Here is a 21,189-nt window from a genome sequence, read left to right as displayed (position 1 = left end):
GATTTATCCGGGACGGCTTTTCAATTTTATAAAAAAAAGTTTTTAACGAATTTACTTACCCCATTTAGCAGGATCTTCTCTCCATGCGTTTAAGGTAGGCAATTGAGCTTCTAAAATGAAGCCGTTTTTCAGTGCAGTTTCTACTAACACATTGTAATCACTCAAACTATGAAATACACATTTAGCTTCTTTAAATGCTTCTTCTGTTTGATTAAATCCATAGTTAAAAATAGAAACCAAACCAGCTACATCATGCCCGGCAGCGCGTAAAGCTTCAACCGCGGCCAAAGAGCTTTTACCTGTAGAAATCAGGTCTTCCACAACAACTACACGTTCTCCAGGCATTAATTCTCCCTCAATTTGATTACCCATTCCGTGCTTTTTAGCTTCAGAGCGCACGTAAGCAAATGGTAAACCTAAATCTTGGGCTACTAATACCCCCTGGGGGATACCAGCAGTAGCTACGCCCGCAATTGCACCAACAGAACCGAACTCTTCTTTAATAAGATTAGTCAATTGTTGACGAATGTACGTACGCACCGATGGGTGGGACAGAGAAACGCGATTATCACAATAAATAGGTGACTTCCATCCTGAAGTCCATGTGAAAGGATTCTCAGGTTGCAATTTAATTGCTTTAATTTGCATCAAAAATTCTGCAATCTTAACAGCAGATTCATTCTTAAAAGACATGGCGCAAAGGTATAGAATTTATATTAAGGATACACCCCTTTTTATCTGCCCTCCGGCAGAAAGTTCAAATAGCAAAACATTAACCATTGTTAATGAGCATAATATAGATGAAATAGTCAGGAAAATATTACACAATAACGCCTCTGAACCACTTTTATTGGAAAGCAATTCACCTGACAATACTTTACATAAATTATGCAAAAAATTTCACTTTATTGAGGCTGCCGGCGGATTAGTTAAAAATAGTCTGGAGGAGTATCTTTTTATCCATCGCTTAGGCAAATGGGATCTGCCTAAAGGTAAATTGGAAAAAAATGAATCGATAATGGAGTGTGCAATTAGAGAGGTTGAAGAAGAATGTGGAATCACTATTAATAGAATCATTGAGGAGCTTCCTTCTACTTACCACATGTACGAGCTTAAAGGAAAAATCGTATTAAAGCGCACTTATTGGTTTTCGATGGAATACACGGGTGAACAACAATTAACCCCTCAAACGGAAGAAGATATAACTGAAGTTGAGTGGCTACCGAAAGAGCAATTCAATAAAGTGATTGATAATACTTACCCTGCAATAAAGGAATTGATATCAACTATCTAATCAATATGAGGTAAACATTCCTCAAGTTACACCCTATACACTTTCATTTGCAATTGCAATGAAAGTGCTCATTCCCTTTATTATTCGTTATTAACAGCTGCTTTTTCCGGGTTGGCATGATTCTTCTATCTGTTCTGTCATTGTTTATTGTAAATCTGTATGATAAAGATCTGTACTTTAATTAATTGAATTATTAACACTAATTTTTAAGACTATGGATACCTTAGAATTAAAAGGAAAATGGAATGAGATTAAAGGTAAGATCAAGCAATCATATGCTGACCTAACGGATGATGATTTAAAATATGAAGAAGGTAAACAGGATGAACTTTTAGGTCGCTTACAACAAAAACTCGGAAAAAGCAGGGATGAACTCATTTCCTGGATAAAAAGTTTGTAATAAACATTCACAAAGCAGAGCGAAGGGATATCTTTCGCTCTGCATTTATACCTATGCTCCTTTTTACCTATCCAAAAACTATAACTTTTCTTCCGTTTTTTGAAACAATCAATATTTTTAGGGATGAAAAAAAATCTCCTAAGCCTTATCTTCTTATTCTTTGCACAACTGCTCTTTGCGCAAACTAAAACACAAGATCTTTTTAACCAAGATATTGCTGGTAAGCTAGCCGCAATGCCACTTCATTGTATCCCAAATGAATGGCCCAATAAAACCAGCCATACTTCAGATACTGCATCAGATCATGTATTATTACCACATGAACTACACCCTGTTTTTTATGGTTGTCTCGACTGGCATTCGAGTGTGCACGGGCATTGGATGTTGGTGAAATTATTAAAAACCTATCCTAATCTTCCCGATAGAGATAAAATCATTGCACTGTTAAACAACAATTTTCAACTAGATAAGATAAAATCGGAGGCTGACTACTTCTCTAAATACAAAACCTCTAAAATTTATGAACGCACCTATGGTTGGGCTTGGTTATTAAAACTAGATCAGGAGTTATACACCTGGGATGATCCAATAGGAAAACAGTGGTATGCTAATCTGCAACCCCTTACAGCTACAATTAAAGAACTTTGGACCACTTATCTGCCTAAACAAACCTACCCTAACCGAACTGGAGTGCATCCGAATACTGCATTTGGACTAGTATTCGCGTTAGACTGGGCCCAAACACTTAAACAAACAGAATTTGCTGAACTGATCAAAAAACGGAGTAAGGATTATTATTTTGCGAATAAAAACACACCTGCAAATCTTGAACCCGATGGTACAGACTTTTTATCGCCCAGCCTTGAGATAGCAGATTTAATGAGCAGAGTACTTTCAAAAGAAGAATTTGTGAAGTGGTTTAATAGCTTTTATAGTAAAGAAGGCGTTACTAATATTACCCAGTTACCAGTTGTTAGTGATCGAACGGACTATCAAATTGTCCACTTAGATGGATTGAGTTTGAGCCGTGCATGGTGCATGAAAGGAATTGCCAAAATGTTACCGACTAATCATCCATATAAAAAACTATTTGTATCAACGGCAGATTCATTCCTAAAAAATACCCTTCCACATGTTACTTCGGGCAATTACGGTGGAGACCATTGGCTTGCATCATTTGCCGTTTATGCCATTTTTGATGTAAACTAAGTATATTATAAACTAAAAGAGCCGGAATGACCAGCTCTTTCTATATTGACAGGAATTAAAATCTCTAATTTTGATAAATAAAATTAATAGGAGTCGTTTGCTGTGCCATGTGAACAATTGCTTGGTAGATATACTCACATACTTGTTTTTCTCCTTTTATATTAATCAGCGAAGCAATATCTTCAGGAGTGTGATACTGTGGATGTCCTCCGGTATGAAGGCCAAGTACAGAGATTTGTTTTTTATAAAACGAAATATGATCAGAGCCTCCCACATCACCTGCATGAACAATTGGATTTAAATTAAACTCCTTACCCAGTCCCTTCATTAACTCCACTCCCCCATCAAATGTTCCTGCTCCACCCATATAAATGTGTCCACTTTCATTCAATCTCCCCACCATATCCATATTAATCATTAGCTTAATACTATTTAAAGGTACAGTTGGATGCTCAGTAAAATACTTCGAACCCAATAGCCCTTGTTCCTCGGCCCCAAAAGAAATCAGTATAATACTTCGTTTAAGTAAACTTCTATTGGCACTTAACTTCTCACCAATCTCAAGCAATGCCGCTGTACCACTGGCATTATCATCTGCTCCGTGATGTATGGCTACTGTATCTTTCTTCTTTGAAGACGGACCACCCATTCCCAAATGATCATAATGAGCTCCTAAAACAATGTACTCTTTCTTTAACACCGGATCGCTGCCTTCTATTACTCCCACAACGTTCCAGGTCTTTACATAAGGAGTATCTTTCACTCCTGGCATTACTCTAAGTTTAGCCACAAATGGTTGTCGAAAAGATCCATTTAGTTTTGAAATTCCAGCTTTACGAAAGTTTTCAATCAGGTAATCAACAACCTTCTTTGTTTCCTTGGTACCAGGGAAACGGCCTCTATTCTCATCTGAGCTTAAAAACTCAATATGCTGTTTAATTTCTGCCTCCGTAATTTCTGATTGTGCCAGTAGTTGCTTAAACGGCAAGAAAAATAGTAGTAGGAAAAATGATACTCTCATGGAAACAAAAGTATCAAAAAGACTAAATAAATAAGGTGATAAAAAGCAAGCTGTATCGTTTTAGCAGTATTACAAAAAGAAAAACCATCTTAATAATGGTTTTTCTTTTGTGCCCAGGGGGGGACCTGAATCAATATATGATTTTCAGCCAGTTAACTGCTAATTGGTAAACCGCTGTAATTTTTAATCTAATTTAAAGCCATATCGTTCAACTAACTTTTCAATTTCATTATGCAGATCTATCGCTTGACGTGCTTTATCTCCCGGAATTGCAATTGAAAAATTCATAATTGTTCGGTTGGTGCTTACATAATCAAAAAGATCAGTTTTGAGTATTTCCGAGGCTCGCTGAAGCTGAAAAACTGATATATCCTTTTGATCCAATAAAGCATGGGTTTCATCAACTGTTAAATACATTCTTTCTGCAAATTCCTGAAGCATCATGCCGTTTTCTTCAAGAGTATTTTTAATTAATGTTCCTAAATGTCTTGCTTGCATTCGATATTATTTTATTGTTATTCCCAGTCTTAATGCCTCAGATTTTATAATTGTTATTAATTCCGGAATTCGCGCGTAATTAGCCTGTTTTGCTTTTAACTCAAGATTCATTGTGATAGTGAAAATATCTCCTGACTCTTCTGGATTGTACACTTCATTTCTGGGTTGTGCTTCAATTTTAGCCTCTTTGTGGTCAGCCTGATCTACAAAATCTATCCCCAATGTATCACGTAGTCGCTCAAGAAATTGGAGACTAAATGTTTTTTTTGTACCCAGTTTGTTGACATACTGCCTTGTGAGCCCCAGTTGTTTAGCAGCAAAAGCTTGAGACACACCTCTTTTTTCTAACTCAAAAAGTACTTTTTGACCTAATGTTTCAATCATAGATGTAAAAATATTTCGCTGATTGTCAACTATTTGACTACATAAGTAGAAATTTTGGCAACTTACGTTTCAAATTTGTTTGCTTTTTGTATCCAACGAAACTACATTTGTCAATAACAAAACAATAACAAAGCAATAACAGATGCAAGGCTATAAAAGTGGTACACTCTCAAAAAAGAGCTTGGACAAACTGAAACAGAAAGTTGTTGGCCATTACAAACAAGTGGCGGTTAAAGCCGAATGCACTCCTGAATATGTAAGCATGGTACTAAGTGGTGTAAGAAAAAGCGAAGCAGTAATTAATGCAGCCCTCGCTGTTAGTCTAGAACTGAAAGAAAGCAACGATAAGCTTAATCAATTAATCAAAAACTTATGAAAAGACCGATCAACCAAACTATTCCTGCAGGATTACTCGATGGCAATTGCGAACTATTTGCACACGGAGAGGATGTGTTTGCAACTTATAGCGGTACAGTTTACGCTTTTAAGGATTTCCCTGAAGAATTGATAAATGTTATAAAGGAAGATATGTATAGCCATCCAGAAGCGATTGAGGCATTAATTGATCATGAAATGGTAACTGATGATGAGATGTTATGGCAATACATCCGCTGTCGATTCGGAGGTTTTGATGGAAAACCTGATATCACATATAATAATTCGACACCTACCCGATCCTATCAAATTGAGCACACAGAATACTGGGAGTGTGGTTTTCGCGGTAATTGCCCAATGGAAGGTCGACTTTGCGCATCCATAAAAGTGAAAAACGGCTACCTAACACCTCGCGAAATTGAAATCTTAAAACTTTTTGGAGATGGTCTATTAGATAAAGAAGTCGCTGACAAACTTAATATATCTATAGGTACAGTTCCTTCATTCAAAAAAAGAATCCAAGAAAAAACGGGTATGGTTAGAAAGACTGATTTTACCCGAATTGCCTTTGAATTAAACCTTATACAACGATGAACAAGTTCAACACCAAAACCCTTTATGGCAATGTAGAACGCCTTAGAGAACTTCAGGAAAAACGAGGAAATCTCTTCTCTCAGCGATCAGAAAAGTGGCAACAAAGCGAAATCGGAGAGTCATTTGAATTTAGAACACAAGATTTAGAAGGAATTATCGACGATTTGGAAAACGCTGTATCAGCTTTAGATGATTGGAATAATGAAGAATAGCTTCTAAAATAATTTATGAAATCGAAACCTACATAAATAACAAAAGCCCCTCAAGGAGGAGCTTTGGATCCTCGGCTTAATTGGCGTTAACCCGAGGAATGAGAACTAACATTTTACCACCAGTTAATTCATTTACAATGATACAGACAAATATTGAGCCAACCGAAAATAATTTATACAAAGTGACGGTTCGAGCTTCAACAAACCCTGCAACATTTGTGAACCTCAGGTTAACAGACAAATCAAGTTGCAATAAAACAGTAGAGTTAACCAATACGCGCCCTTCTAAAGCCTCCGCTCTCCAGGCTGCAGAACGCATGAAACAATACTTCATGCGTACCTATTTCAACAGCGTCAAAAATTAATAGTTCAATTAATACTGGAATCGACACATCGTTCTTTATATCGGCCATTTCACGCGGTCTTGGCAGATTTCACTAAGTGATCGATCCTCCAAAAATCTTATATCACACTAAAATGGATACTACATCAATTCAAACACTAAACTTAAATGAAAAAGACTTTCAATTAATGATTGATGGTCTTGAGCACCTTCCTAATAGATATCTAACCGGAGAAATCATTAGTGAGTTATTAATTGAATCAAGAGCTAAAGGAGACCAGGCTGAGCTTGAAAAAATAAGGGCCAGACGTGCTGAAGAAACAAAGAAAAAGGAACGTGAAAAAGAACGCATGAAAGAGGATGTGAAAGTTCTACAAGGCAAATTAATCATGCTGAAAAGATTCTTGACAGAAAATGGAGCAATAAGTAGTTGTTAATTCTAATAGCCGGTTGATCCATCAACCGGCTTAAAAATCTTGAATATGAGCGTAGAAAAACAAAAAGCTGAAAGCTATTATGTTAGTCATCCGAACCATTCGTTTAGTGTGTTTTTTATCAATGAAATCGGAGACCTTTTTATTACCGGGGATTGGGGTGATTACTCCTATACCTGGAGAAGATATGGCAATGATTTCAAAGAATTTTTGACTGGCTTAAATGAGGAATACTTCTGCAGTAAAATTTCGATTAATTATAACAATCAGCACCTTAAAAGTCCTTCAAAAAGCAAATTAAAGTCTGTTTGGCAGTTGTTTGCTCTTCTGCAGGAAGAACTTCGAAAGGAAACCAACCTATGAAACACGTACTAATAATCGGGCCTCAGGCTTCGGGAAAGACATTGCTTTCAAATCTATTGATAAAGGAGAAAAAGGGAGAAATCGTTAGTGGCAGATTGTTGCATATGACTTTTACTAACCTTGAATTCAGAAACTTCGAATTTCTCCGTAAAGACACAGAAACTGTAGTTTTTGACGAGCTGCCGCTAACTCTTTTACCTGAAATGAGGCGATTTGCTTCATATGGATTTAATGTCAATAAAAAAGGCGAAAAGCCCTTTACCGTTTCTCCCCAGTTAATAATTACGTGTGGCATTCCAGCTGAATTATTACCTAAATGGATAGATCAAACTTTTAAAGTTATTGATATGAATGGGCGCAAGCCGGCTCTTGAAGTAGTAATTGCCCTTACTGAAGCCTATCAAGAAAGAAAGGAGACTAACGTATGAAACATGTTTTAATCATTGGCCCTGCCGGCTCAGGTAAAACCAGGCTTTCAAAATTATTGGCAAAAGGTAAAATGGCTACTTTTTTGGGCATGAAGGTTTGCCCAAAATTCAACTTGACTGATGCACTCTTCCACTCCCAAATTGAAAAAGATACTAAGACAATCCTGGTAGAAGATGCTTCAGCTTATGCAATAAACGAGGTTTTGACATTAATAAAAGTCGGGGTTCGGGTTGATCAATTATTTAAAGGAACCGTTCAACTAAACCCAATATTTATTATAAATACTGGCATTTCATTAACTGAATTATCGATAGATGTTCTGAAAACGTTTACAATTATTGATTTAAACGGCCCCAATACATCCATCCAAATTTATATCGATTTCAGCAAAACTATAAAGGAGGTGCAATCATGACGGAATTCGATCTAGGAGATCTTTTACGGATCAAAATAGCAGTGGGCAATCGTTTAAAAAACCTAAGGCGATTAAGACTAGAGGTTCAGGAAAACGATCGTTATGCTTATGAACTACTAGAAAATTTGTGCGAGGAAATAGAAGGCTGCAAGAAACTAATAAAAAAGGTAACCAATCAATACTTCCAATTAATATCACATCATAATGATCATTAAAATTCTGGCATTTATTGTATGCCTTATACCGATAACATTTACGGCTCTCTTTTTTGGTAATGCAAGCAGAAAAGGCGTGCAAATAATTATCAAGCGACCGGGTATTTCCCTTGTCTTTTTTGTAATCGCTGTGGCTTACTTGCTTTGCCATTTAACAGCGAACTAATACTTAAACAACATTGAGACCCTAATGAGCATGCGATTTATAGATCCAAAAGATATACTGGAAGCAACCGGCGGTGGTTTAAATATTATTCTCTCCTATTACCCTCAGGCTGAAAAAGCAGTAAAGAAACAAGGGGAGAAATTCAAAGTCAGAGATTCGGAAAAAACCGAAAGCTGCAGCTTAAGAAAACAGCCTGATGGTAACTGGGTGGTAACAGACTTCGGTAATGATCAGATTCCACGTAATGGAATTATGATCGCAATGCTAGAGGAAAATTGCGATTTTAAAACAGCCCTAAACATCCTGGCTGAACGATTTGGTGTAATCCCAACTGACCAGGCTGCAACTGTATTAATGCCAGTGATCGAACACAGGGATGCAACAGCTGAAGAAGAAGATGGTATATGGAGTTTTGACACAAAAGGAAGCTTCACTGATTTTGATTTAAAAGCTCTTTTTGCCGATAAAATAATCGATGCGATCAGAGCTGAAGAGAAAAAAGATGAAAAAGTAGATGATGATCGGGTATACTCCCGGTTAGCAGCAGTTTGTAAAAAGCTGCGTTTTCATTCCTTAAACTCTTATACGGTAATAAAAAACCGTAAAGCAACTATCGTTAAGTCTACTGATCAGTACCCCATTTTCCTAATTGATGAAGGAGGTTTTAAAAAGATTTATCAACCTCGCAATCCGGATAAGAGTAGGAGATTCATTTACCATGGGAAGAAGGAAAAGGATTTTATCCACGGATTATCACAGTGTTTGAAAGCCTATGAAGCTCTGCAGAAAATTGATGAGCAGGCCGTTGCTCAGTACCAGGAAGAATCTGAAGACAAAAAAGAGGAAAAACGAAAAGCTAAAAAACTTTCGGAAATTATCCTGGTAACGGGTGGATCTGATGCCCTGAACGTAGCTGCATTGGGTTATAATGTAATTTGGCTTAACTCTGAAAGTGCCAAGCTACTGGGCCATCAATTTGCCCAACTTACTCGCATTGCTAATGAGGTTTATAATCTTCCGGATATCGATGCAACCGGTTTGAGAACTGCTCATGAACTTGCAATAACATACCTGGATATCCGTACAATTATTTTACCGGCAGCTCTTAGAGAGAAGCGTGATTTACGTGGAAACTCATGTAAAGATGTACGTGACTTTTTTAGGTATTGGGGTAAAAAGGATTTTGCTGATTTAGTAAAAACAGCTCTCCCCTACCGCTTTTGGGACATTGAGCCTCAATATGATCGTTCTGGAAATTTTAAAAAGATGGGGTATGCATTTAATAACGTTCATGCTTATAACTTCTTTGGAAAGAACGGCTTTTTCCGGTTAAAATCAGAGAATAAAAAGAATGGTTTCATCTATGTAAAAATTGATGGAAATACCATTACTGAAGTTGAGCCTAATGATATCAAAAACTTTATTCACAAATTCCTGGAAGATCGCAAGATGGATACTGACTTGCGAAATACATTCTATCGCTCTACTCAGTTAAGCGAAAACTCCTTAAGCAACCTTCCAATGACGGAGATTGATTTTACCGATTATGATCGTGAAAGTCAGTTTCTGTTCTTCCAAAACAAAACCTGGAAGGTTACTGCAAATAGTATTGAGGAGTTTCGCCCGGGAGAAATCAATAAGTTCATTTGGCAGGATGAGGTCATTCCGTTCCGTATTAAAAAGATAGATCCTTTATTTATCGTAAAGACTGATCCTGAAACCGGAGAAAAGGATATTGAAATTCACAATGACAATTGCCTATTCTTCCGATATCTTATTCAAACAAGCAGAGTTCATTGGCGCAAAGAACTGGAGATCGAACTGTACAAAAGAAAGGCTGATTTCAGAGAAGACTACCTGGTAAGGAATAAATTTAACATTGCCGGTGATCTGCTATCTGCTGAAGAAAAAAAGGAGCAAAAAGAGCACCTTATAAATAAGATCTATTCTTTAGGGTATCTTCTGCATCGCTATAAGGATCCAAGTCGTCCGTGGTGTGTCTTTGCAATGGATAACAGGATCAATGATGATGGTGGTTCTTATGGAGGTTCCGGAAAGTCAATTGCATTTGAAAAGGGTGTTCGAAAAGTTTTGCGAAAAAACTTTTACTTGGGAGGCCGTAACCCTAAAATAACAGATAACCCACACATTTATGATGGTTTAACGGAGCACCATCGTTATGTGTTAATTGATGATGCTGATGAATTCCTGAATTTCAAATTCTTTTTCGATGCCATTACCGGTGAACTGAAAGTAAACCCTAAAAACATTCAACCGTACTCAATCCCATTTGAAAAGGTTGGAAAATTTGCCATTACATCAAATTTCACTTTGAGAAATATTGATCCATCAACAGAGAGACGGCTTCTATACACCGTATTCTCCGATTATTACCATGAGCAAGGAGAAACAAGTGATTACAATGAAAGTCGTAGTCCTAAAGATGATTTTGGCAGAAGCTTGTTTACCGATTTCACAGAAGATGAATGGAATCACTTTTACAATTTCATGTCACAGTGTCTGCAGTTTTACCTCAATCACGATAAAATAAACCCTCCAATGGACAATGTAACTAAACGCAATTTACAAACGGAAATGGGCCTGAGTTTTCACGCCTGGGCTGATGTATTTTTCAGTGAAGAAAGTAGCAACCGTGACAAACTCATCATTAAAAAAGATGCTATGGAAATCTACATCAAGGATAATAATGTCAAGTGGACTACACAAAAATTCACAACTGCTTTAAAAGCCTGGTGTAAATACAATGGATTCACCTATAATCCAAAAGATCTGCAGAACGGCCAGGGCCGGATTGTCCGAAAACCTCATGATAAAACAGAGGAAATGATTTACATACAGACTAAACTGGAAATCAGCTCTGAAGCATTACCCGAGAAATTACCTTTTTAACTATGAAGCGCAATAAGGATGTAAGTAACAAGCGGTATTACTTCAATCGCCGGCTGAAAGAAAAGTATGAGATCAATGGAGCAAAAAGGACTATTGAATTACCTTTTACGGCTTTTGAGCAAATACCTCAGCCGGACCGGTACTACGTTGGCCAGCTAATTAAACAGGGCTATAATGTTCAATTCAAATTGTTCTAGATGAAAACTACAGTTGTACCAAAGTATAGCCGATGGATTAGCAAAACCAACCGATTGTTTGTAGTTCTAACTAAGTGGGGATCCGGAGCGGGAAAGGATTATAAAACAACTCAGGTTGATCTGTTGGAAGTAAACAAGGAAACTATAATAGAAGTTAACATGGACACTCTGATTCAGCAAATTGATAATGGTGAATTAACACGAGTAGAAACCAATGATGGCCGATTATAATCATTTACATTTTTAATTAACCCCTTAATAACATACTAAGATGAAAATTACAATTGAAGAATACACGACACTAATGGAAGTTCTCTTAGAGGCATTAAAAGACACTGAAAGAGCCGTGAAATACAATCAGAATCCTGAAGACAAGGATCGTTTAGAGCAACATTTGATGAATAAAGATCACCTTTTGAGCTTAATTAAGAAGTCTAAACAGCTAGAAATTCAATAAACGCAAAACGGTTGAGGGTGCTGCCTCAACCGTTGCATAAACCTTAACATTAAATGTTATGATCACGACAAATGTAACAGAAAGACCAATATTATACAGCACCGAAATGGTGTTAGGTATTTTGGATGAAAGAAAAACTAAAACCAGAAGAACTAAGGGATTGGAATATATAAACAATGCCCCTGATCGATGGGTAATAAAACCAAGCCTTGAATTAGGAAAGACGAACTACACGTTTGAAGATATTTTTGGATTGGAGAAATTTGTGCCGAAATGTCCTTATGGCAAAGTTGGCGATATTCTTTGGGTAAGAGAAACATGGAATAATTGGGGTGCAAAAGAAGTACCGTTTGTTTATCGAGCTACTGATTTAAGATCTTGTGGACACAACTGGAAGCCATCCATTCACATGCCTAAAAAAGCAGCACGTATTTGGTTACAAATAACAGATCTACGAGTTGAGCATTTACATGATATTTCAGAACATGACGCAATTACAGAAGGGATTGAAATAAAAAAAGACTGCGACGGCGATATATATAAGGACTATGAGGCGAAAACAGAAGTTAGTGATTTTGGAGACACTTATTATACAAATCCTGTTCTATCATTCAAATCACTTTGGGTTAAAATTAATGGAAAAGAGTCCTGGATTTCCAACCCGTGGGTTTGGGTAATAAAGTTTAAGGTATTAAGTACAACTGGTAAACCCGAAAGCTTAGAACATGCCTAACTATGCGCCAAACAAAACGATATGGAATACCACGCAAAAAAAGTTTTTGCGTGAGTATTTCCACAGGCTAACGCTTGCAGAACTCCTTGCTCAGGTTAACACCATGCGAAAGGATCCGGCAACTTACCAGGAATTAAGGCATCAACTCAACCGGATGAACTTGAAGAAATTCAGGATCATTCATTGGACAAGTGAGCAAGAAAAGTACCTTATAGAAAACATCGGTATTAAAGGCAATCTGGAACTTGCTACTGACTTAAATGCAATGAAGCTCACCAAAAGAATATTTGATTCTAAGTCCATTCAGAAGAAAATAAAATTCCTGGGGTTAAAGCGAACAACTGATATGCTCCGGGCAATAGTAGAACGCCATAAGGAAAACAAACGGTATCCAGGAAAGGTAAACGGCGCGAAAAATGGAGAGGAGAAGGTATGTGCTCGCAATGGGATAGCATCATGGCATATCAAGGTTAATGGTTCCTGGAGAAAGAAATCAGTTTTCCTATGGGAACAACATTATGGAAAGTTGCCGCCTGCTTCTACTGTGGCATTTATTGACAACAATCCTCTTAACTGTGATATATCCAATCTTGAACTTCTGAGAAAAGGGAAATTAAGTAAGGAAAGACGACAAACTGTAAATCGTATTTCCGCAAGCTGGATGGACAATAAGTACAATCTGGAATTAATTGACCGGGTACGTAAGCAGGAAGAAAAAGAAGCAATAGCAAAACAACCAAAAGCTCCAGAAGCGAATAAAATAAAAGTCAGAATCAATCCTAAGTTGGAAATATGGGTTCGACCTGGTACAGATACCAACGCCATTAAGGCAAAATATGCAACCAATTAACTAGTATGCAAACTACCAGACAACAAATTGTATCAGCTTTGGTTGCGGGTGTACCTGAAGCCGAACTAAAATTACGCTTTCCTAATTTCTCAACTCGTACGTGGACAAATTACCGTAGAGATGCCAGGCAGCACATGGAAGAGGCAATAAACATTCCGGTTGTTCCTCCTATAGAAAGAGAACGTATTCCTCAATGCGATCAGGAAAGCAATAGCAGCTTTGAACTTTCCTCGGAAAGCAAGACGGAAAGAAAGAGAAAGATAAGCGTAAGCTATATAGCAAAGATCATTTTGGTGATTCTAGTGCTGCTGTTGCTATCGGCAAGCTTCTTTACCATACAAGAAGTAAGTAGAAAGGTGTTTTCCATTGCGCCGGCAACCGGTTATTGCGTTGCATTTGCCATTACCCTTACTCCTATTGCTGTCATTTTCACTGACGGGAACTTAACCCTCCGCGTAGTAATTCAAGCTATTGCGTTTTGTATTGAAATGCTTTGTAATGTGATTGTAATAGCACAAAGTCGGTCACTAGATAATATTATACAGACAATGAGATTAGAACAATTAACATTTGCCTGGGGTGCCGGGTTTATCCTGGCCTTCTTTGCACTTATGTCTAATGTGTATTTAAATAAACTGCAGAATGAAAAAACTGAAACAACTAATTGATCTATTATTCAAAAAACTAGGTTACCTACCTACAAAAAGCTTTATCTCTAAACCGGTAGTATTAAGTAATGATGTTCGGTTTAAAAGAATTTCCTGTGAACTGCTAATCGCAAGATATGAGATATGTGGGCTCCAAGATCCCAAAGCTAAAATTGAGGAGATTCATAAACAATTGAGACATGAAATGGCAACAAAACTACAAGAGTTTGAAGAATGGAATTGTATTGATGATGTAATATGCAACGGAAATATAGTTAGGTTGTCTATGTGGGTTGGTAAACATAAAAATCAGTAATTAAAACATATAACACCGGCAGTATTAATTAACTGTGATTAGGTTGTTCAACTGCGGGTTGTTGTTTACACAAATAACATGAACATAATAACGATAAAAGGAACGAAAATGGAACAATTTGATTTAAATGAGCAATATAAACTATACCTACAGCGAGTGGGATTAAAAGAGGTACATATGTCTCCTATTCAAAGGATAGAAACAAAACGAGCTTTTTTTGGCGCTTGTGGTCAAATGCTTTTACTGATGAGAGATGATATCGGAGCTATAGAAGATGACAACAAAGCCATTGAGGCAATGGACAATCTTCTTAACCAAGTGGGTAACTTCTGGCTTAATGAATCAGGCAAACATAATTAAAGATGATTTCAGCAACTAACCAAGTTACCAATCATGAAGTATGGGTGTTATGTGAAAGCTGTAGTTGTAGGTTTGATGCTAGAATATACGGTTATTGTTGTCCGGAGTGTAATTGCCCCCAAGAGTAATTAAAGATTATTTGTAACAAAAGACTGGCTTAAAACGTTAAATAATAAAACAAGCATTATAACGAGGTTCCCAACCTCTAAATCATAGGTAGATGTGGCCCGATCAGTTTAATTATTGATCGGGCTTTTTTACTCTTACTGTCCTTCCTACCATTTTCAACCCACAGTATTTTTAGTTCATTCTTAAACAAAAAGCAATTATGAAAAAAACAATTTTGTTATTAATTATCGGCTTAATTACAGTTTCGCTCAGTTCATGTGGTTGGCTCAATGACTATGGTCGAGAACAGAACTTATTAGATGCAAAAAATAAAGGAGAAGCAGCATTCCTGGAAAGTGAGAACTCTAAAAAAGTAAAAACTGAAGAAGCCCGGGCTAACCTGGAAGCTGCAAAACTTAACGCTCAAGCTGATCAGATCAGGGCTGAGGGAATTGCTGCAGCAAACAAGATTATTGGAAGTTCTCTGGAGAACAATAAAGCTTATTTGGAATGGCTGTGGATCGATAATATTGAAAAGAATCCAAATGCGGTGTTCTACATTCCTACTGAAAATAAGGTCCCCATATTTGTCAATCAAACACCGGTAAAGCCTAATAAGTAAGTCATTCTCATTGGTCAAAAAAAGCCAGTTTCTTTGTGGAGACTGGCTTTTTTGTATTTTGGCAAAAATCATTCAACTATTGAAAAACATCAACATATGGCAGATCATCATTACGTACCTCAGTGCTATTTAAAAAGCTTCAATAATATTCAAAAGAATGTTTTTACGCTTTCGAAGCAAGGAAAAAAAATCATCTCAAGATCTTGTGCTCAGATTTGCTATACTCCAAATTTGTACACTTTGACAACTCCGTTTGCTTTAAGTGAATATGGAGTTCATGAAGATCATATTGAGAAAGAATCATTCAAAATTCAAGAAAATAAGTACCCAAAATTTTTAAGCGAATTAACAAAGTTCTCTCTTAATAGCTTTAAGATTGGAGAATCAACGATTAAGTTAATTTTGGAAACAATTGCAACAATCAAAAGAAGGAATCCTTCTTTCGGCAATATATTAAAGCAACATGTACTTGACTCATATAATGACGTTGATCGTATAGAAGTTTTTAAATCAATGTTCCGGAGCTTCGGTGCACCAGAAGATTACCTCCAGTCTGCATCTTTTACAGATTATATTAATGAATTTATGGAGCGATTTAGACAAGATCCTAGAGGAATCCATGATCTTTATCTTACTGGTTTTATTGATACTGATTCAATAAAAAATGTAGTTAGAACTTTATATTCAAGTAAAATATTTGTTCTTTATGCACCTATAGGACGTGAATTTATTACTTCAGACAATCCTGGCTTTACTATCACTGAGGATAATCAAATTATTAATTTTGGTGGACTTGGAGGGTTGTTTGAGTATTATTTCCCAATTACGCCTCAATGTTGCCTTTTTATAACCAATAGTATACCAGACGAAAATTTGTACATGTTAAAAGAAATAACTCCACGATTTATCGATGAATATTTTACAAAAAAAATTAATGATTATTCAGCCAATGTTTCAATGAAAACAATTATTGCAAAAAACACCTTTGAGCTTGAACGTATTAAAAACATAGGCTACTAAAAAAATCAGATAACTCAGATCGGCTTTTATTTCAAGTCTTCTAATCGAAAGCGTAACGACTAGTCCCAGGGCTTTACACATAAAGAATTACTTTTGAACGTGATATAACTCCAAGTAATTTACCAATGACTCAGCTTGCCGGTTGACCGCCACTGATCAGTAAGATTGTATGTGCCGGTGTTGAGCGCCAAAACTTCAAAGGCCCTTGCGGATATGAGACAGAGAAGCCCTGTATAAACTCTTGGTATGAGGAACGGTCGATCACAAAATAAAGAGCTGCACTACTGCAGCTTTTTTTTATTACCGGTTAGCCATTTGAACAAGCTTCTACATACTCAAACAGTATTTAAAGCCTTGCGATCGTAGAGCTTTTTTCATTGCCTTAAATCAGCTAAAAACACCCATCAGCAAGGTATGTTTCTGTAGTACAAAAACCCTGATCATTATGGCCGCCCCCCTATTCGTCGTACTGAAAAATTCAACAATCCCGAGGTTACGAGGGATGCCTTAATAAAATTCGCGTAGGGGGCTCTTCCTCCCCTAACCCCTCAACCTATTTTTACTCGAAAATTTTGTAATTCTGTAACCAAGGAAGAAAACGACTTTAATACTACTGAGAATCAGCGGTTACAATTATTTATACTTTTTGTAACCTTATTCTAAAGGTTACAAAATATTTGTAACCTAAATTATATATCCTCAGTGGTTACAAACTTTTTATAACCCAGTTACAAACTATTTTTCACAAGTTGTAACCAATAAATTACTGACTATCAAACAATTGATACACGGTTACAAAAACACAAAAAATTCGAGCGTTTTTTACAACTCAGGTTATTGCGTAATTATTAAAATCTCCCACTTATGATATTGTATACTTGTTTTGAAGGAAAATGAAACCTATTTTCGTTTAACAAAATCTATCATTAGTTAAACAAGTTATGTCGGTTACTGTAAAGATTTGGGTTAAGCCTCACGTTAAAAAATTCGTTGAGCACCAGTGCGGAAATTTGGTTGTAGTGTCTACTAAAAATTATGTGACTGCCATGCTGCTAAGTATGCTCCGGCATTACCCCAAAGTTTCCATGGTACACAAAAAAGAAGAACCTCCTGCCGGATATCCAGCTTTCCTAAGTGTAGTTATTCCAACCTGGTATTTGAGAAACTTTGGTCAGCACATCACTCCGGAAAATATGGTATTATTTAATGATGCTATGGATGAGCAGATCAAACATGAAATGATGATCCATGTGTGCGGAGCCAAAGGTTGTACCTACACTGATTCTATCCAGCTTTTCAGAGAATTATATCGCTTTGATAAGGATTTAAGCTTCGATAATTTGAAAAAATACCATCAACGGCACGAACACAGATATAAAAGATTGATTATCAGTTAGAAAAAATTAGTCCGTAAAATGTCCCGAAAATCCGCAAAATGTCCCTTTTGCGGTTTTTTTTGTGTCCTTTTCACTTTCAGCTCATTAAACGTCATTTGTTTTATGAGCGGAGTGAAATTGAAAGAAAGTGAAAACCTGGGCGGATTACTCAGTATCGAATATGTGTATGCAGAGGATGTAACTTTCATTCCTGCAGGGCAAGTCATCAGCACCTCCATAGGACTTAAAGCCGGAAAAACGTGGCTACCTTTTGAATGCACTCAAGGATCCATGCGCTTAAAAGAAGATTACAAGGAAAATGAGCAGGGAGAATACTTTGATATTACTGTTTACGGACGAGTGCCAGGTGATGATCCGGATACTGAAACCGTAGTTGAAGATCTACTCAGCAAAGCTGTTATCCTGAAAGTTACTACAGCCAATAACCGTCAAAAAATTGTAGGTCTGCCACATCAACCAATGAGGCTTGTGATCAATGCTGATACCGGTGATCAGGCTGATGACCTTAACAATACCAGGATATCCTTCAACGGAGATTGTATTTACAAAAGCCGGCATTACCTGGCCGGTTTATAAACGTCCTTTTTACGTGATTTTAAGCTATTTAATATTGAGTTCTTAAATATTGGATTAAACGATGGGATTTATGGAGGAGAGGGATGAATAATGGTTTTAAACTAATATCGGCCTTATTACGAGGCAAATGGTTAATAGATGAAGCCTGGGCAAATTCGCATTTACTACTAGTTGACGCTTTACTGGAAGGTAAGCCGGTATTGCTGGATGATCGTTATGCTGGTGGCGTGGACGAAGCTCCTAAAACAGTACTTATCAATGTGGCCGGCAGAACTGTCGTAAAAACAAGATCGTATACCAACTTTAATGACGTACCGGAAGGATCTATCTCAATGATCAGTATTGCCGGTCCGATCACTAAGTACGGCAATTGCTCATTAGGATCTGTCGATTATGCTGATATGATCAATCGAGCGAATGCATCTCCTAATATTTCAAGCATTCTACTAAAAATTGATTCTCCTGGTGGCCAGGTTGATGGTACGGCAACACTTGCTGATGCCATTAAAAATGCTTCAAAGCCTGTAATCGCTGTTATTGATGACGGTATGATGGCTAGTGCCGCAATGTGGATTGGTTCTGCAGCTGATGAAATCTATGCAATGCAGAAAACCGACACAGCAGGCAGCATTGGAGTATACACCACGTTGGCCGATTTCACAAAATCCTATGAAGCCAGGGGAATTGTTCTTCATGAGATTTACTCGGACAGGTCTCCGGACAAAAACAAAGATCATAGGGATGCACTGAAAGGTAAATACGAAGCTGTTAAGGATGATCTGAACTTCATTGCCGATCAGTTTATTTCGGTGATTAAGGAGAACAGATCCGGAAAACTGAACCTTAAACATGACAATCCATTTACCGGCAAAATGTATGTAGCTGAAGAAGCTATAAAAGTGGGTTTGATTGATGGCATCTCTACTATCGAGGCTGTTGTTGATCGCCTGGATGAACTGAAAAACAAACAAATTTCTAATTCAAACGAAAATATGAGTGGTTTTAAAAAAATCTCAGCTCTTAAAAACATTAAGGCTGAACAGGTCCTGGAAGAGCAGCTGCAGGAAGCAAATGCAGAGCTGCAGGAAGAAGGTATTAACGCTGTTTTAATCAGTGCCACTGCCTATGAAGAATATAGCAAAGCGGGTAAAGAGTCAGATGATAAAACAAAGGATCTTACTGAAAAGCTCGCTGCAGCAAATGTTCGAATTAAAGAGCTTGAGAATAAACCTGCAGAGCCTGTAGGGGGAACTCCTAAGGATTCCAAAAGTGAAATTACCACTCCTGAAACTAAGGATGATTTTGTCACCGAGTACGATCTGGAGATTCAAGCCTTAAAAGGTAAATAAATATTAATTATTAAGTGAGGGAGATAAGAAGGGATGGATCCAAATTTAACCAAGCTTTCCGCCTATGCCGGAAAGTATGAGAAAAAGCTTTTCTCAACATTAATAAACAGCCTGGATATCGCAAACGATATCACTGTTTATCCTGGTATTAAAAATACCTTGAAATTAACCAAGTTGAAAGTTTTAGCGGGTGCTAAACCTTTTACCGACGTTTTTGAAGCTGCAGGTGATGCCCTGGAATACAGCGGACGTGATTTGGTGGTAAGAATGGGTAAACGCGAATTATTGATTTCGCCAACCAAATACCGCCAAAGCTGGATGAGTGAGGTAATGAAGCCAGGCGTTAATCCTGAAGATATTCCGTTTGCGGAATACGTTTGGAACCAGGTAATGCTTGAACTTGCAGCTGAGATCAACGACAGTACAGCTTACAATGGTGTGTACAATGCAGCTGGAGCTACTGCAGCTGATATTGCAACCGGTTTTGCTAAACTGATCGCTGATGAAATTACAGCTACTAATTTGGTTCCAGTGGTAACCGGTGCGATCACCAACACCAACGCTGTATCGAAATTTGAGCAAATGTGGAAATCGCTTCCAGTAACCTACCGTAAGGCCGGCGCGAACCTATACTGTTCGTTCAACTCGTACGACAAGTACCAGGAAGACTACCGCGAAAAGTACGGTAAATACATGGAAGTTCCGGATGGTGGCTATGGTTACATTGATGGATCATCTCGTAAAGGAGTACTTAAACCGGTTACCTGGATGAACACTTCATCGCGTTTGATCACTACACCAAAAGAGAACCTGCTTTTAGGTTGTGACCTGTTAAGTGATTTAAACAAAATCAACACGGTTCCTGCCTTGTGGACAATGCAAGTAGGTATTGCTTTTGGAATCGGTTTTCAGATCCGTGACCTGGAGGCAATTAAAGTAAACGATCAAGTTTAGTGAGGAGGATTTATTGTGGGAGAATTAACAAACGAACAATTTGAACAACTTCAGGCTCGTATTAAAGAGCTTGAAGGCGATCTTTCTGCTAAGCAGGGAGAGTTGGACGGTGCTGCAGATGTGATTGCAGACCTAAAAAACAAGAATGTAGAAGTAGCTGCTGCAGCATCTTCATTGCCGACCGTTTCTTTTGATAAAAAGAAATACAAGGTTGTAATCCCTTGTTTTGAAGTAGAAGGTAAAAAATACACGGCTGCAGATCTTACTACCAATAGTAAACTGGTTGCTGAATTGGTAAAAATGGAAGCAGGCGTATTGGAGCCTGTTGAGTAAGGAGGATT

32 protein-coding genes are annotated in these 21,189 nt (G+C 37.4%); 28 read left to right on the top strand and 4 right to left on the bottom strand.

What is annotated here, in order from left to right; all coding sequences use genetic code 11:
* Positions 1-51: 51 nt before the first annotated feature.
* Positions 52-693 (bottom strand): orotate phosphoribosyltransferase, encoded by a 642-nt coding sequence (gene pyrE / locus SOLCA_RS04330; protein ID WP_014679229.1) that lies wholly within the window; start codon positions 691-693, stop codon positions 52-54.
* Here pyrE and SOLCA_RS04325 point away from each other — a divergent pair.
* The 3 genes from SOLCA_RS04325 to SOLCA_RS04315 all read left to right on the top strand — a co-directional run bounded on the left by SOLCA_RS04325 (position 692) and on the right by SOLCA_RS04315 (position 2,903).
* Positions 692-1,294: an NUDIX hydrolase gene (locus SOLCA_RS04325; protein WP_014679228.1), complete on the top strand. Its 603-nt coding sequence runs from the start codon at positions 692-694 to the stop codon at positions 1,292-1,294. The genes pyrE and SOLCA_RS04325 overlap by 2 nt on opposite strands.
* 214 nt (positions 1,295-1,508) lie before the next feature.
* Positions 1,509-1,694 carry a CsbD family protein gene (locus SOLCA_RS04320; RefSeq protein ID WP_014679227.1) on the top strand — a complete coding sequence of 62 codons (186 nt, stop codon included), beginning with the start codon at positions 1,509-1,511 and terminating at the stop codon, positions 1,692-1,694.
* A 123-nt stretch (positions 1,695-1,817) separates the two neighbouring features.
* Entirely contained in the window at positions 1,818-2,903 is a 1,086-nt protein-coding gene (locus SOLCA_RS04315) for a DUF2891 domain-containing protein (RefSeq protein ID WP_042479287.1), read from the top strand.
* Between the two features lie 64 nt (positions 2,904-2,967).
* Here SOLCA_RS04315 and SOLCA_RS04310 read toward each other — a convergent pair whose 3' ends face one another.
* The 3 genes from SOLCA_RS04310 to SOLCA_RS04300 all read right to left on the bottom strand — a co-directional run bounded on the left by SOLCA_RS04310 (position 2,968) and on the right by SOLCA_RS04300 (position 4,806).
* Positions 2,968-3,924 (bottom strand): M20/M25/M40 family metallo-hydrolase, encoded by a 957-nt coding sequence (locus tag SOLCA_RS04310; RefSeq protein ID WP_014679225.1) that lies wholly within the window; start codon positions 3,922-3,924, stop codon positions 2,968-2,970.
* A gap of 183 nt (positions 3,925-4,107) precedes the next feature.
* Positions 4,108-4,422, bottom strand: a complete 315-nt coding sequence (locus SOLCA_RS04305) for a hypothetical protein (RefSeq protein WP_014679224.1) — start codon at positions 4,420-4,422, stop codon at positions 4,108-4,110.
* Positions 4,423-4,428: 6 nt separating this feature from the next.
* A complete protein-coding gene (locus SOLCA_RS04300; protein WP_014679223.1) occupies positions 4,429-4,806 on the bottom strand; it encodes a helix-turn-helix domain-containing protein in 378 nt (125 codons plus the stop codon).
* 142 nt (positions 4,807-4,948) lie between these two features.
* Here SOLCA_RS04300 and SOLCA_RS04295 point away from each other — a divergent pair, with 142 nt between their 5' ends.
* The 25 genes from SOLCA_RS04295 (at position 4,949) to SOLCA_RS04175 (ending at position 21,181) form a co-directional block, all read left to right on the top strand.
* Positions 4,949-5,182, top strand: coding sequence for a type 2 periplasmic-binding domain-containing protein (locus SOLCA_RS04295; protein ID WP_014679222.1), 234 nt, complete (start codon positions 4,949-4,951; stop codon positions 5,180-5,182).
* Positions 5,179-5,775, top strand: coding sequence for a LuxR C-terminal-related transcriptional regulator (locus SOLCA_RS04290; protein ID WP_014679221.1), 597 nt, complete (start codon positions 5,179-5,181; stop codon positions 5,773-5,775). The genes SOLCA_RS04295 and SOLCA_RS04290 overlap by 4 nt, the downstream gene beginning before the upstream one ends.
* The gene (locus tag SOLCA_RS04285) at positions 5,772-5,987 is read left to right on the top strand and encodes a hypothetical protein (RefSeq protein WP_014679220.1); all 216 of its coding nucleotides are present in this window, start codon (positions 5,772-5,774) and stop codon (positions 5,985-5,987) included. Before SOLCA_RS04290 ends, SOLCA_RS04285 begins: the two co-directional genes overlap by 4 nt.
* A 137-nt stretch (positions 5,988-6,124) precedes the next feature.
* Entirely contained in the window at positions 6,125-6,352 is a 228-nt protein-coding gene (locus SOLCA_RS23030; RefSeq protein ID WP_014679219.1) for a hypothetical protein, read from the top strand.
* Positions 6,353-6,464: 112 nt separating this feature from the next.
* The gene (locus tag SOLCA_RS04275) at positions 6,465-6,767 is read left to right on the top strand and encodes a hypothetical protein (RefSeq protein WP_014679218.1); all 303 of its coding nucleotides are present in this window, start codon (positions 6,465-6,467) and stop codon (positions 6,765-6,767) included.
* A gap of 45 nt (positions 6,768-6,812) precedes the next feature.
* The gene (locus SOLCA_RS04270) at positions 6,813-7,127 is read left to right on the top strand and encodes a hypothetical protein (protein WP_014679217.1); all 315 of its coding nucleotides are present in this window, start codon (positions 6,813-6,815) and stop codon (positions 7,125-7,127) included.
* Positions 7,124-7,555, top strand: a complete 432-nt coding sequence (locus tag SOLCA_RS04265; RefSeq protein ID WP_014679216.1) for a hypothetical protein — start codon at positions 7,124-7,126, stop codon at positions 7,553-7,555. The genes SOLCA_RS04270 and SOLCA_RS04265 overlap by 4 nt, the downstream gene beginning before the upstream one ends.
* Positions 7,552-7,971, top strand: coding sequence for a DEAD/DEAH box helicase family protein (locus SOLCA_RS04260; RefSeq protein ID WP_014679215.1), 420 nt, complete (start codon positions 7,552-7,554; stop codon positions 7,969-7,971). Before SOLCA_RS04265 ends, SOLCA_RS04260 begins: the two co-directional genes overlap by 4 nt.
* Positions 7,968-8,186, top strand: coding sequence for a hypothetical protein (locus tag SOLCA_RS04255; protein WP_014679214.1), 219 nt, complete (start codon positions 7,968-7,970; stop codon positions 8,184-8,186). Before SOLCA_RS04260 ends, SOLCA_RS04255 begins: the two co-directional genes overlap by 4 nt.
* A 196-nt stretch (positions 8,187-8,382) precedes the next feature.
* Entirely contained in the window at positions 8,383-11,262 is a 2,880-nt protein-coding gene (locus SOLCA_RS04250; protein ID WP_014679212.1) for a hypothetical protein, read from the top strand.
* Between the two features lie 2 nt (positions 11,263-11,264).
* On the top strand, positions 11,265-11,459 hold the full coding sequence (locus SOLCA_RS04245) for a hypothetical protein (protein ID WP_042479280.1): 195 nt from the start codon (positions 11,265-11,267) through the stop codon (positions 11,457-11,459).
* Positions 11,460-11,690 carry a hypothetical protein gene (locus SOLCA_RS04240; protein WP_014679211.1) on the top strand — a complete coding sequence of 77 codons (231 nt, stop codon included), beginning with the start codon at positions 11,460-11,462 and terminating at the stop codon, positions 11,688-11,690. It begins immediately after the preceding gene.
* Between the two features lie 40 nt (positions 11,691-11,730).
* A complete protein-coding gene (locus SOLCA_RS04235) occupies positions 11,731-11,916 on the top strand; it encodes a hypothetical protein (RefSeq protein ID WP_014679210.1) in 186 nt (61 codons plus the stop codon).
* Between the two features lie 58 nt (positions 11,917-11,974).
* Positions 11,975-12,649, top strand: coding sequence for a hypothetical protein (locus SOLCA_RS04230; RefSeq protein ID WP_014679209.1), 675 nt, complete (start codon positions 11,975-11,977; stop codon positions 12,647-12,649).
* Complete coding sequence (locus SOLCA_RS04225) at positions 12,642-13,499, top strand: HNH endonuclease (RefSeq protein WP_014679208.1); 858 nt, start codon at positions 12,642-12,644, stop codon at positions 13,497-13,499. Before SOLCA_RS04230 ends, SOLCA_RS04225 begins: the two co-directional genes overlap by 8 nt.
* Positions 13,500-13,504: 5 nt before the next feature.
* The gene (locus SOLCA_RS04220; protein ID WP_014679207.1) at positions 13,505-14,167 is read left to right on the top strand and encodes a hypothetical protein; all 663 of its coding nucleotides are present in this window, start codon (positions 13,505-13,507) and stop codon (positions 14,165-14,167) included.
* Entirely contained in the window at positions 14,142-14,462 is a 321-nt protein-coding gene (locus SOLCA_RS04215) for a hypothetical protein (protein WP_014679206.1), read from the top strand. Before SOLCA_RS04220 ends, SOLCA_RS04215 begins: the two co-directional genes overlap by 26 nt.
* Before the next feature lie 108 nt (positions 14,463-14,570).
* A complete protein-coding gene (locus SOLCA_RS04210; RefSeq protein WP_014679205.1) occupies positions 14,571-14,822 on the top strand; it encodes a hypothetical protein in 252 nt (83 codons plus the stop codon).
* Positions 14,823-15,150: 328 nt separating this feature from the next.
* Positions 15,151-15,552: a hypothetical protein gene (locus SOLCA_RS04205; RefSeq protein ID WP_014679203.1), complete on the top strand. Its 402-nt coding sequence runs from the start codon at positions 15,151-15,153 to the stop codon at positions 15,550-15,552.
* Between the two features lie 96 nt (positions 15,553-15,648).
* Positions 15,649-16,572, top strand: a complete 924-nt coding sequence (locus SOLCA_RS04200; protein WP_014679202.1) for a DUF4238 domain-containing protein — start codon at positions 15,649-15,651, stop codon at positions 16,570-16,572.
* A gap of 941 nt (positions 16,573-17,513) precedes the next feature.
* Complete coding sequence (locus SOLCA_RS04195; protein WP_014679201.1) at positions 17,514-17,969, top strand: hypothetical protein; 456 nt, start codon at positions 17,514-17,516, stop codon at positions 17,967-17,969.
* 102 nt (positions 17,970-18,071) lie between these two features.
* Positions 18,072-18,545, top strand: coding sequence for a hypothetical protein (locus SOLCA_RS04190; RefSeq protein ID WP_014679200.1), 474 nt, complete (start codon positions 18,072-18,074; stop codon positions 18,543-18,545).
* 83 nt (positions 18,546-18,628) lie between these two features.
* The gene (locus SOLCA_RS22120) at positions 18,629-19,894 is read left to right on the top strand and encodes a S49 family peptidase (RefSeq protein WP_014679199.1); all 1,266 of its coding nucleotides are present in this window, start codon (positions 18,629-18,631) and stop codon (positions 19,892-19,894) included.
* Between the two features lie 33 nt (positions 19,895-19,927).
* Positions 19,928-20,848: a hypothetical protein gene (locus SOLCA_RS04180; protein WP_014679198.1), complete on the top strand. Its 921-nt coding sequence runs from the start codon at positions 19,928-19,930 to the stop codon at positions 20,846-20,848.
* 15 nt (positions 20,849-20,863) lie between these two features.
* A complete protein-coding gene (locus SOLCA_RS04175; RefSeq protein WP_014679197.1) occupies positions 20,864-21,181 on the top strand; it encodes a hypothetical protein in 318 nt (105 codons plus the stop codon).
* Positions 21,182-21,189 lie beyond the last annotated feature (8 nt).

The organism is Solitalea canadensis DSM 3403, from assembly GCF_000242635.2.
Taxonomy (GTDB): Bacteria; Bacteroidota; Bacteroidia; order Sphingobacteriales; family Sphingobacteriaceae; genus Solitalea; species Solitalea canadensis.
The sequence above is the reverse complement of the archived record's forward strand: the minus strand, read 5'-3'. Positions and strand labels throughout refer to the sequence as shown.

Coding starts and splice junctions, on each gene's coding strand:
- SOLCA_RS04325 (WP_014679228.1), top strand. CDS start 692: ATGGCGCAAAGGTATAGAATTTATATTAAGGATACACCCCTTTTTATC.
- pyrE (WP_014679229.1), bottom strand. CDS start 693: ATGTCTTTTAAGAATGAATCTGCTGTTAAGATTGCAGAATTTTTGATG.
- SOLCA_RS04320 (WP_014679227.1), top strand. CDS start 1,509: ATGGATACCTTAGAATTAAAAGGAAAATGGAATGAGATTAAAGGTAAG.
- SOLCA_RS04315 (WP_042479287.1), top strand. CDS start 1,818: ATGAAAAAAAATCTCCTAAGCCTTATCTTCTTATTCTTTGCACAACTG.
- SOLCA_RS04310 (WP_014679225.1), bottom strand. CDS start 3,924: ATGAGAGTATCATTTTTCCTACTACTATTTTTCTTGCCGTTTAAGCAA.
- SOLCA_RS04305 (WP_014679224.1), bottom strand. CDS start 4,422: ATGCAAGCAAGACATTTAGGAACATTAATTAAAAATACTCTTGAAGAA.
- SOLCA_RS04300 (WP_014679223.1), bottom strand. CDS start 4,806: ATGATTGAAACATTAGGTCAAAAAGTACTTTTTGAGTTAGAAAAAAGA.
- SOLCA_RS04295 (WP_014679222.1), top strand. CDS start 4,949: ATGCAAGGCTATAAAAGTGGTACACTCTCAAAAAAGAGCTTGGACAAA.
- SOLCA_RS04290 (WP_014679221.1), top strand. CDS start 5,179: ATGAAAAGACCGATCAACCAAACTATTCCTGCAGGATTACTCGATGGC.
- SOLCA_RS04285 (WP_014679220.1), top strand. CDS start 5,772: ATGAACAAGTTCAACACCAAAACCCTTTATGGCAATGTAGAACGCCTT.
- SOLCA_RS23030 (WP_014679219.1), top strand. CDS start 6,125: ATGATACAGACAAATATTGAGCCAACCGAAAATAATTTATACAAAGTG.
- SOLCA_RS04275 (WP_014679218.1), top strand. CDS start 6,465: ATGGATACTACATCAATTCAAACACTAAACTTAAATGAAAAAGACTTT.
- SOLCA_RS04270 (WP_014679217.1), top strand. CDS start 6,813: ATGAGCGTAGAAAAACAAAAAGCTGAAAGCTATTATGTTAGTCATCCG.
- SOLCA_RS04265 (WP_014679216.1), top strand. CDS start 7,124: ATGAAACACGTACTAATAATCGGGCCTCAGGCTTCGGGAAAGACATTG.
- SOLCA_RS04260 (WP_014679215.1), top strand. CDS start 7,552: ATGAAACATGTTTTAATCATTGGCCCTGCCGGCTCAGGTAAAACCAGG.
- SOLCA_RS04255 (WP_014679214.1), top strand. CDS start 7,968: ATGACGGAATTCGATCTAGGAGATCTTTTACGGATCAAAATAGCAGTG.
- SOLCA_RS04250 (WP_014679212.1), top strand. CDS start 8,383: ATGCGATTTATAGATCCAAAAGATATACTGGAAGCAACCGGCGGTGGT.
- SOLCA_RS04245 (WP_042479280.1), top strand. CDS start 11,265: ATGAAGCGCAATAAGGATGTAAGTAACAAGCGGTATTACTTCAATCGC.
- SOLCA_RS04240 (WP_014679211.1), top strand. CDS start 11,460: ATGAAAACTACAGTTGTACCAAAGTATAGCCGATGGATTAGCAAAACC.
- SOLCA_RS04235 (WP_014679210.1), top strand. CDS start 11,731: ATGAAAATTACAATTGAAGAATACACGACACTAATGGAAGTTCTCTTA.
- SOLCA_RS04230 (WP_014679209.1), top strand. CDS start 11,975: ATGATCACGACAAATGTAACAGAAAGACCAATATTATACAGCACCGAA.
- SOLCA_RS04225 (WP_014679208.1), top strand. CDS start 12,642: ATGCCTAACTATGCGCCAAACAAAACGATATGGAATACCACGCAAAAA.
- SOLCA_RS04220 (WP_014679207.1), top strand. CDS start 13,505: ATGCAAACTACCAGACAACAAATTGTATCAGCTTTGGTTGCGGGTGTA.
- SOLCA_RS04215 (WP_014679206.1), top strand. CDS start 14,142: ATGAAAAAACTGAAACAACTAATTGATCTATTATTCAAAAAACTAGGT.
- SOLCA_RS04210 (WP_014679205.1), top strand. CDS start 14,571: ATGGAACAATTTGATTTAAATGAGCAATATAAACTATACCTACAGCGA.
- SOLCA_RS04205 (WP_014679203.1), top strand. CDS start 15,151: ATGAAAAAAACAATTTTGTTATTAATTATCGGCTTAATTACAGTTTCG.
- SOLCA_RS04200 (WP_014679202.1), top strand. CDS start 15,649: ATGGCAGATCATCATTACGTACCTCAGTGCTATTTAAAAAGCTTCAAT.
- SOLCA_RS04195 (WP_014679201.1), top strand. CDS start 17,514: ATGTCGGTTACTGTAAAGATTTGGGTTAAGCCTCACGTTAAAAAATTC.
- SOLCA_RS04190 (WP_014679200.1), top strand. CDS start 18,072: ATGAGCGGAGTGAAATTGAAAGAAAGTGAAAACCTGGGCGGATTACTC.
- SOLCA_RS22120 (WP_014679199.1), top strand. CDS start 18,629: ATGAATAATGGTTTTAAACTAATATCGGCCTTATTACGAGGCAAATGG.
- SOLCA_RS04180 (WP_014679198.1), top strand. CDS start 19,928: ATGGATCCAAATTTAACCAAGCTTTCCGCCTATGCCGGAAAGTATGAG.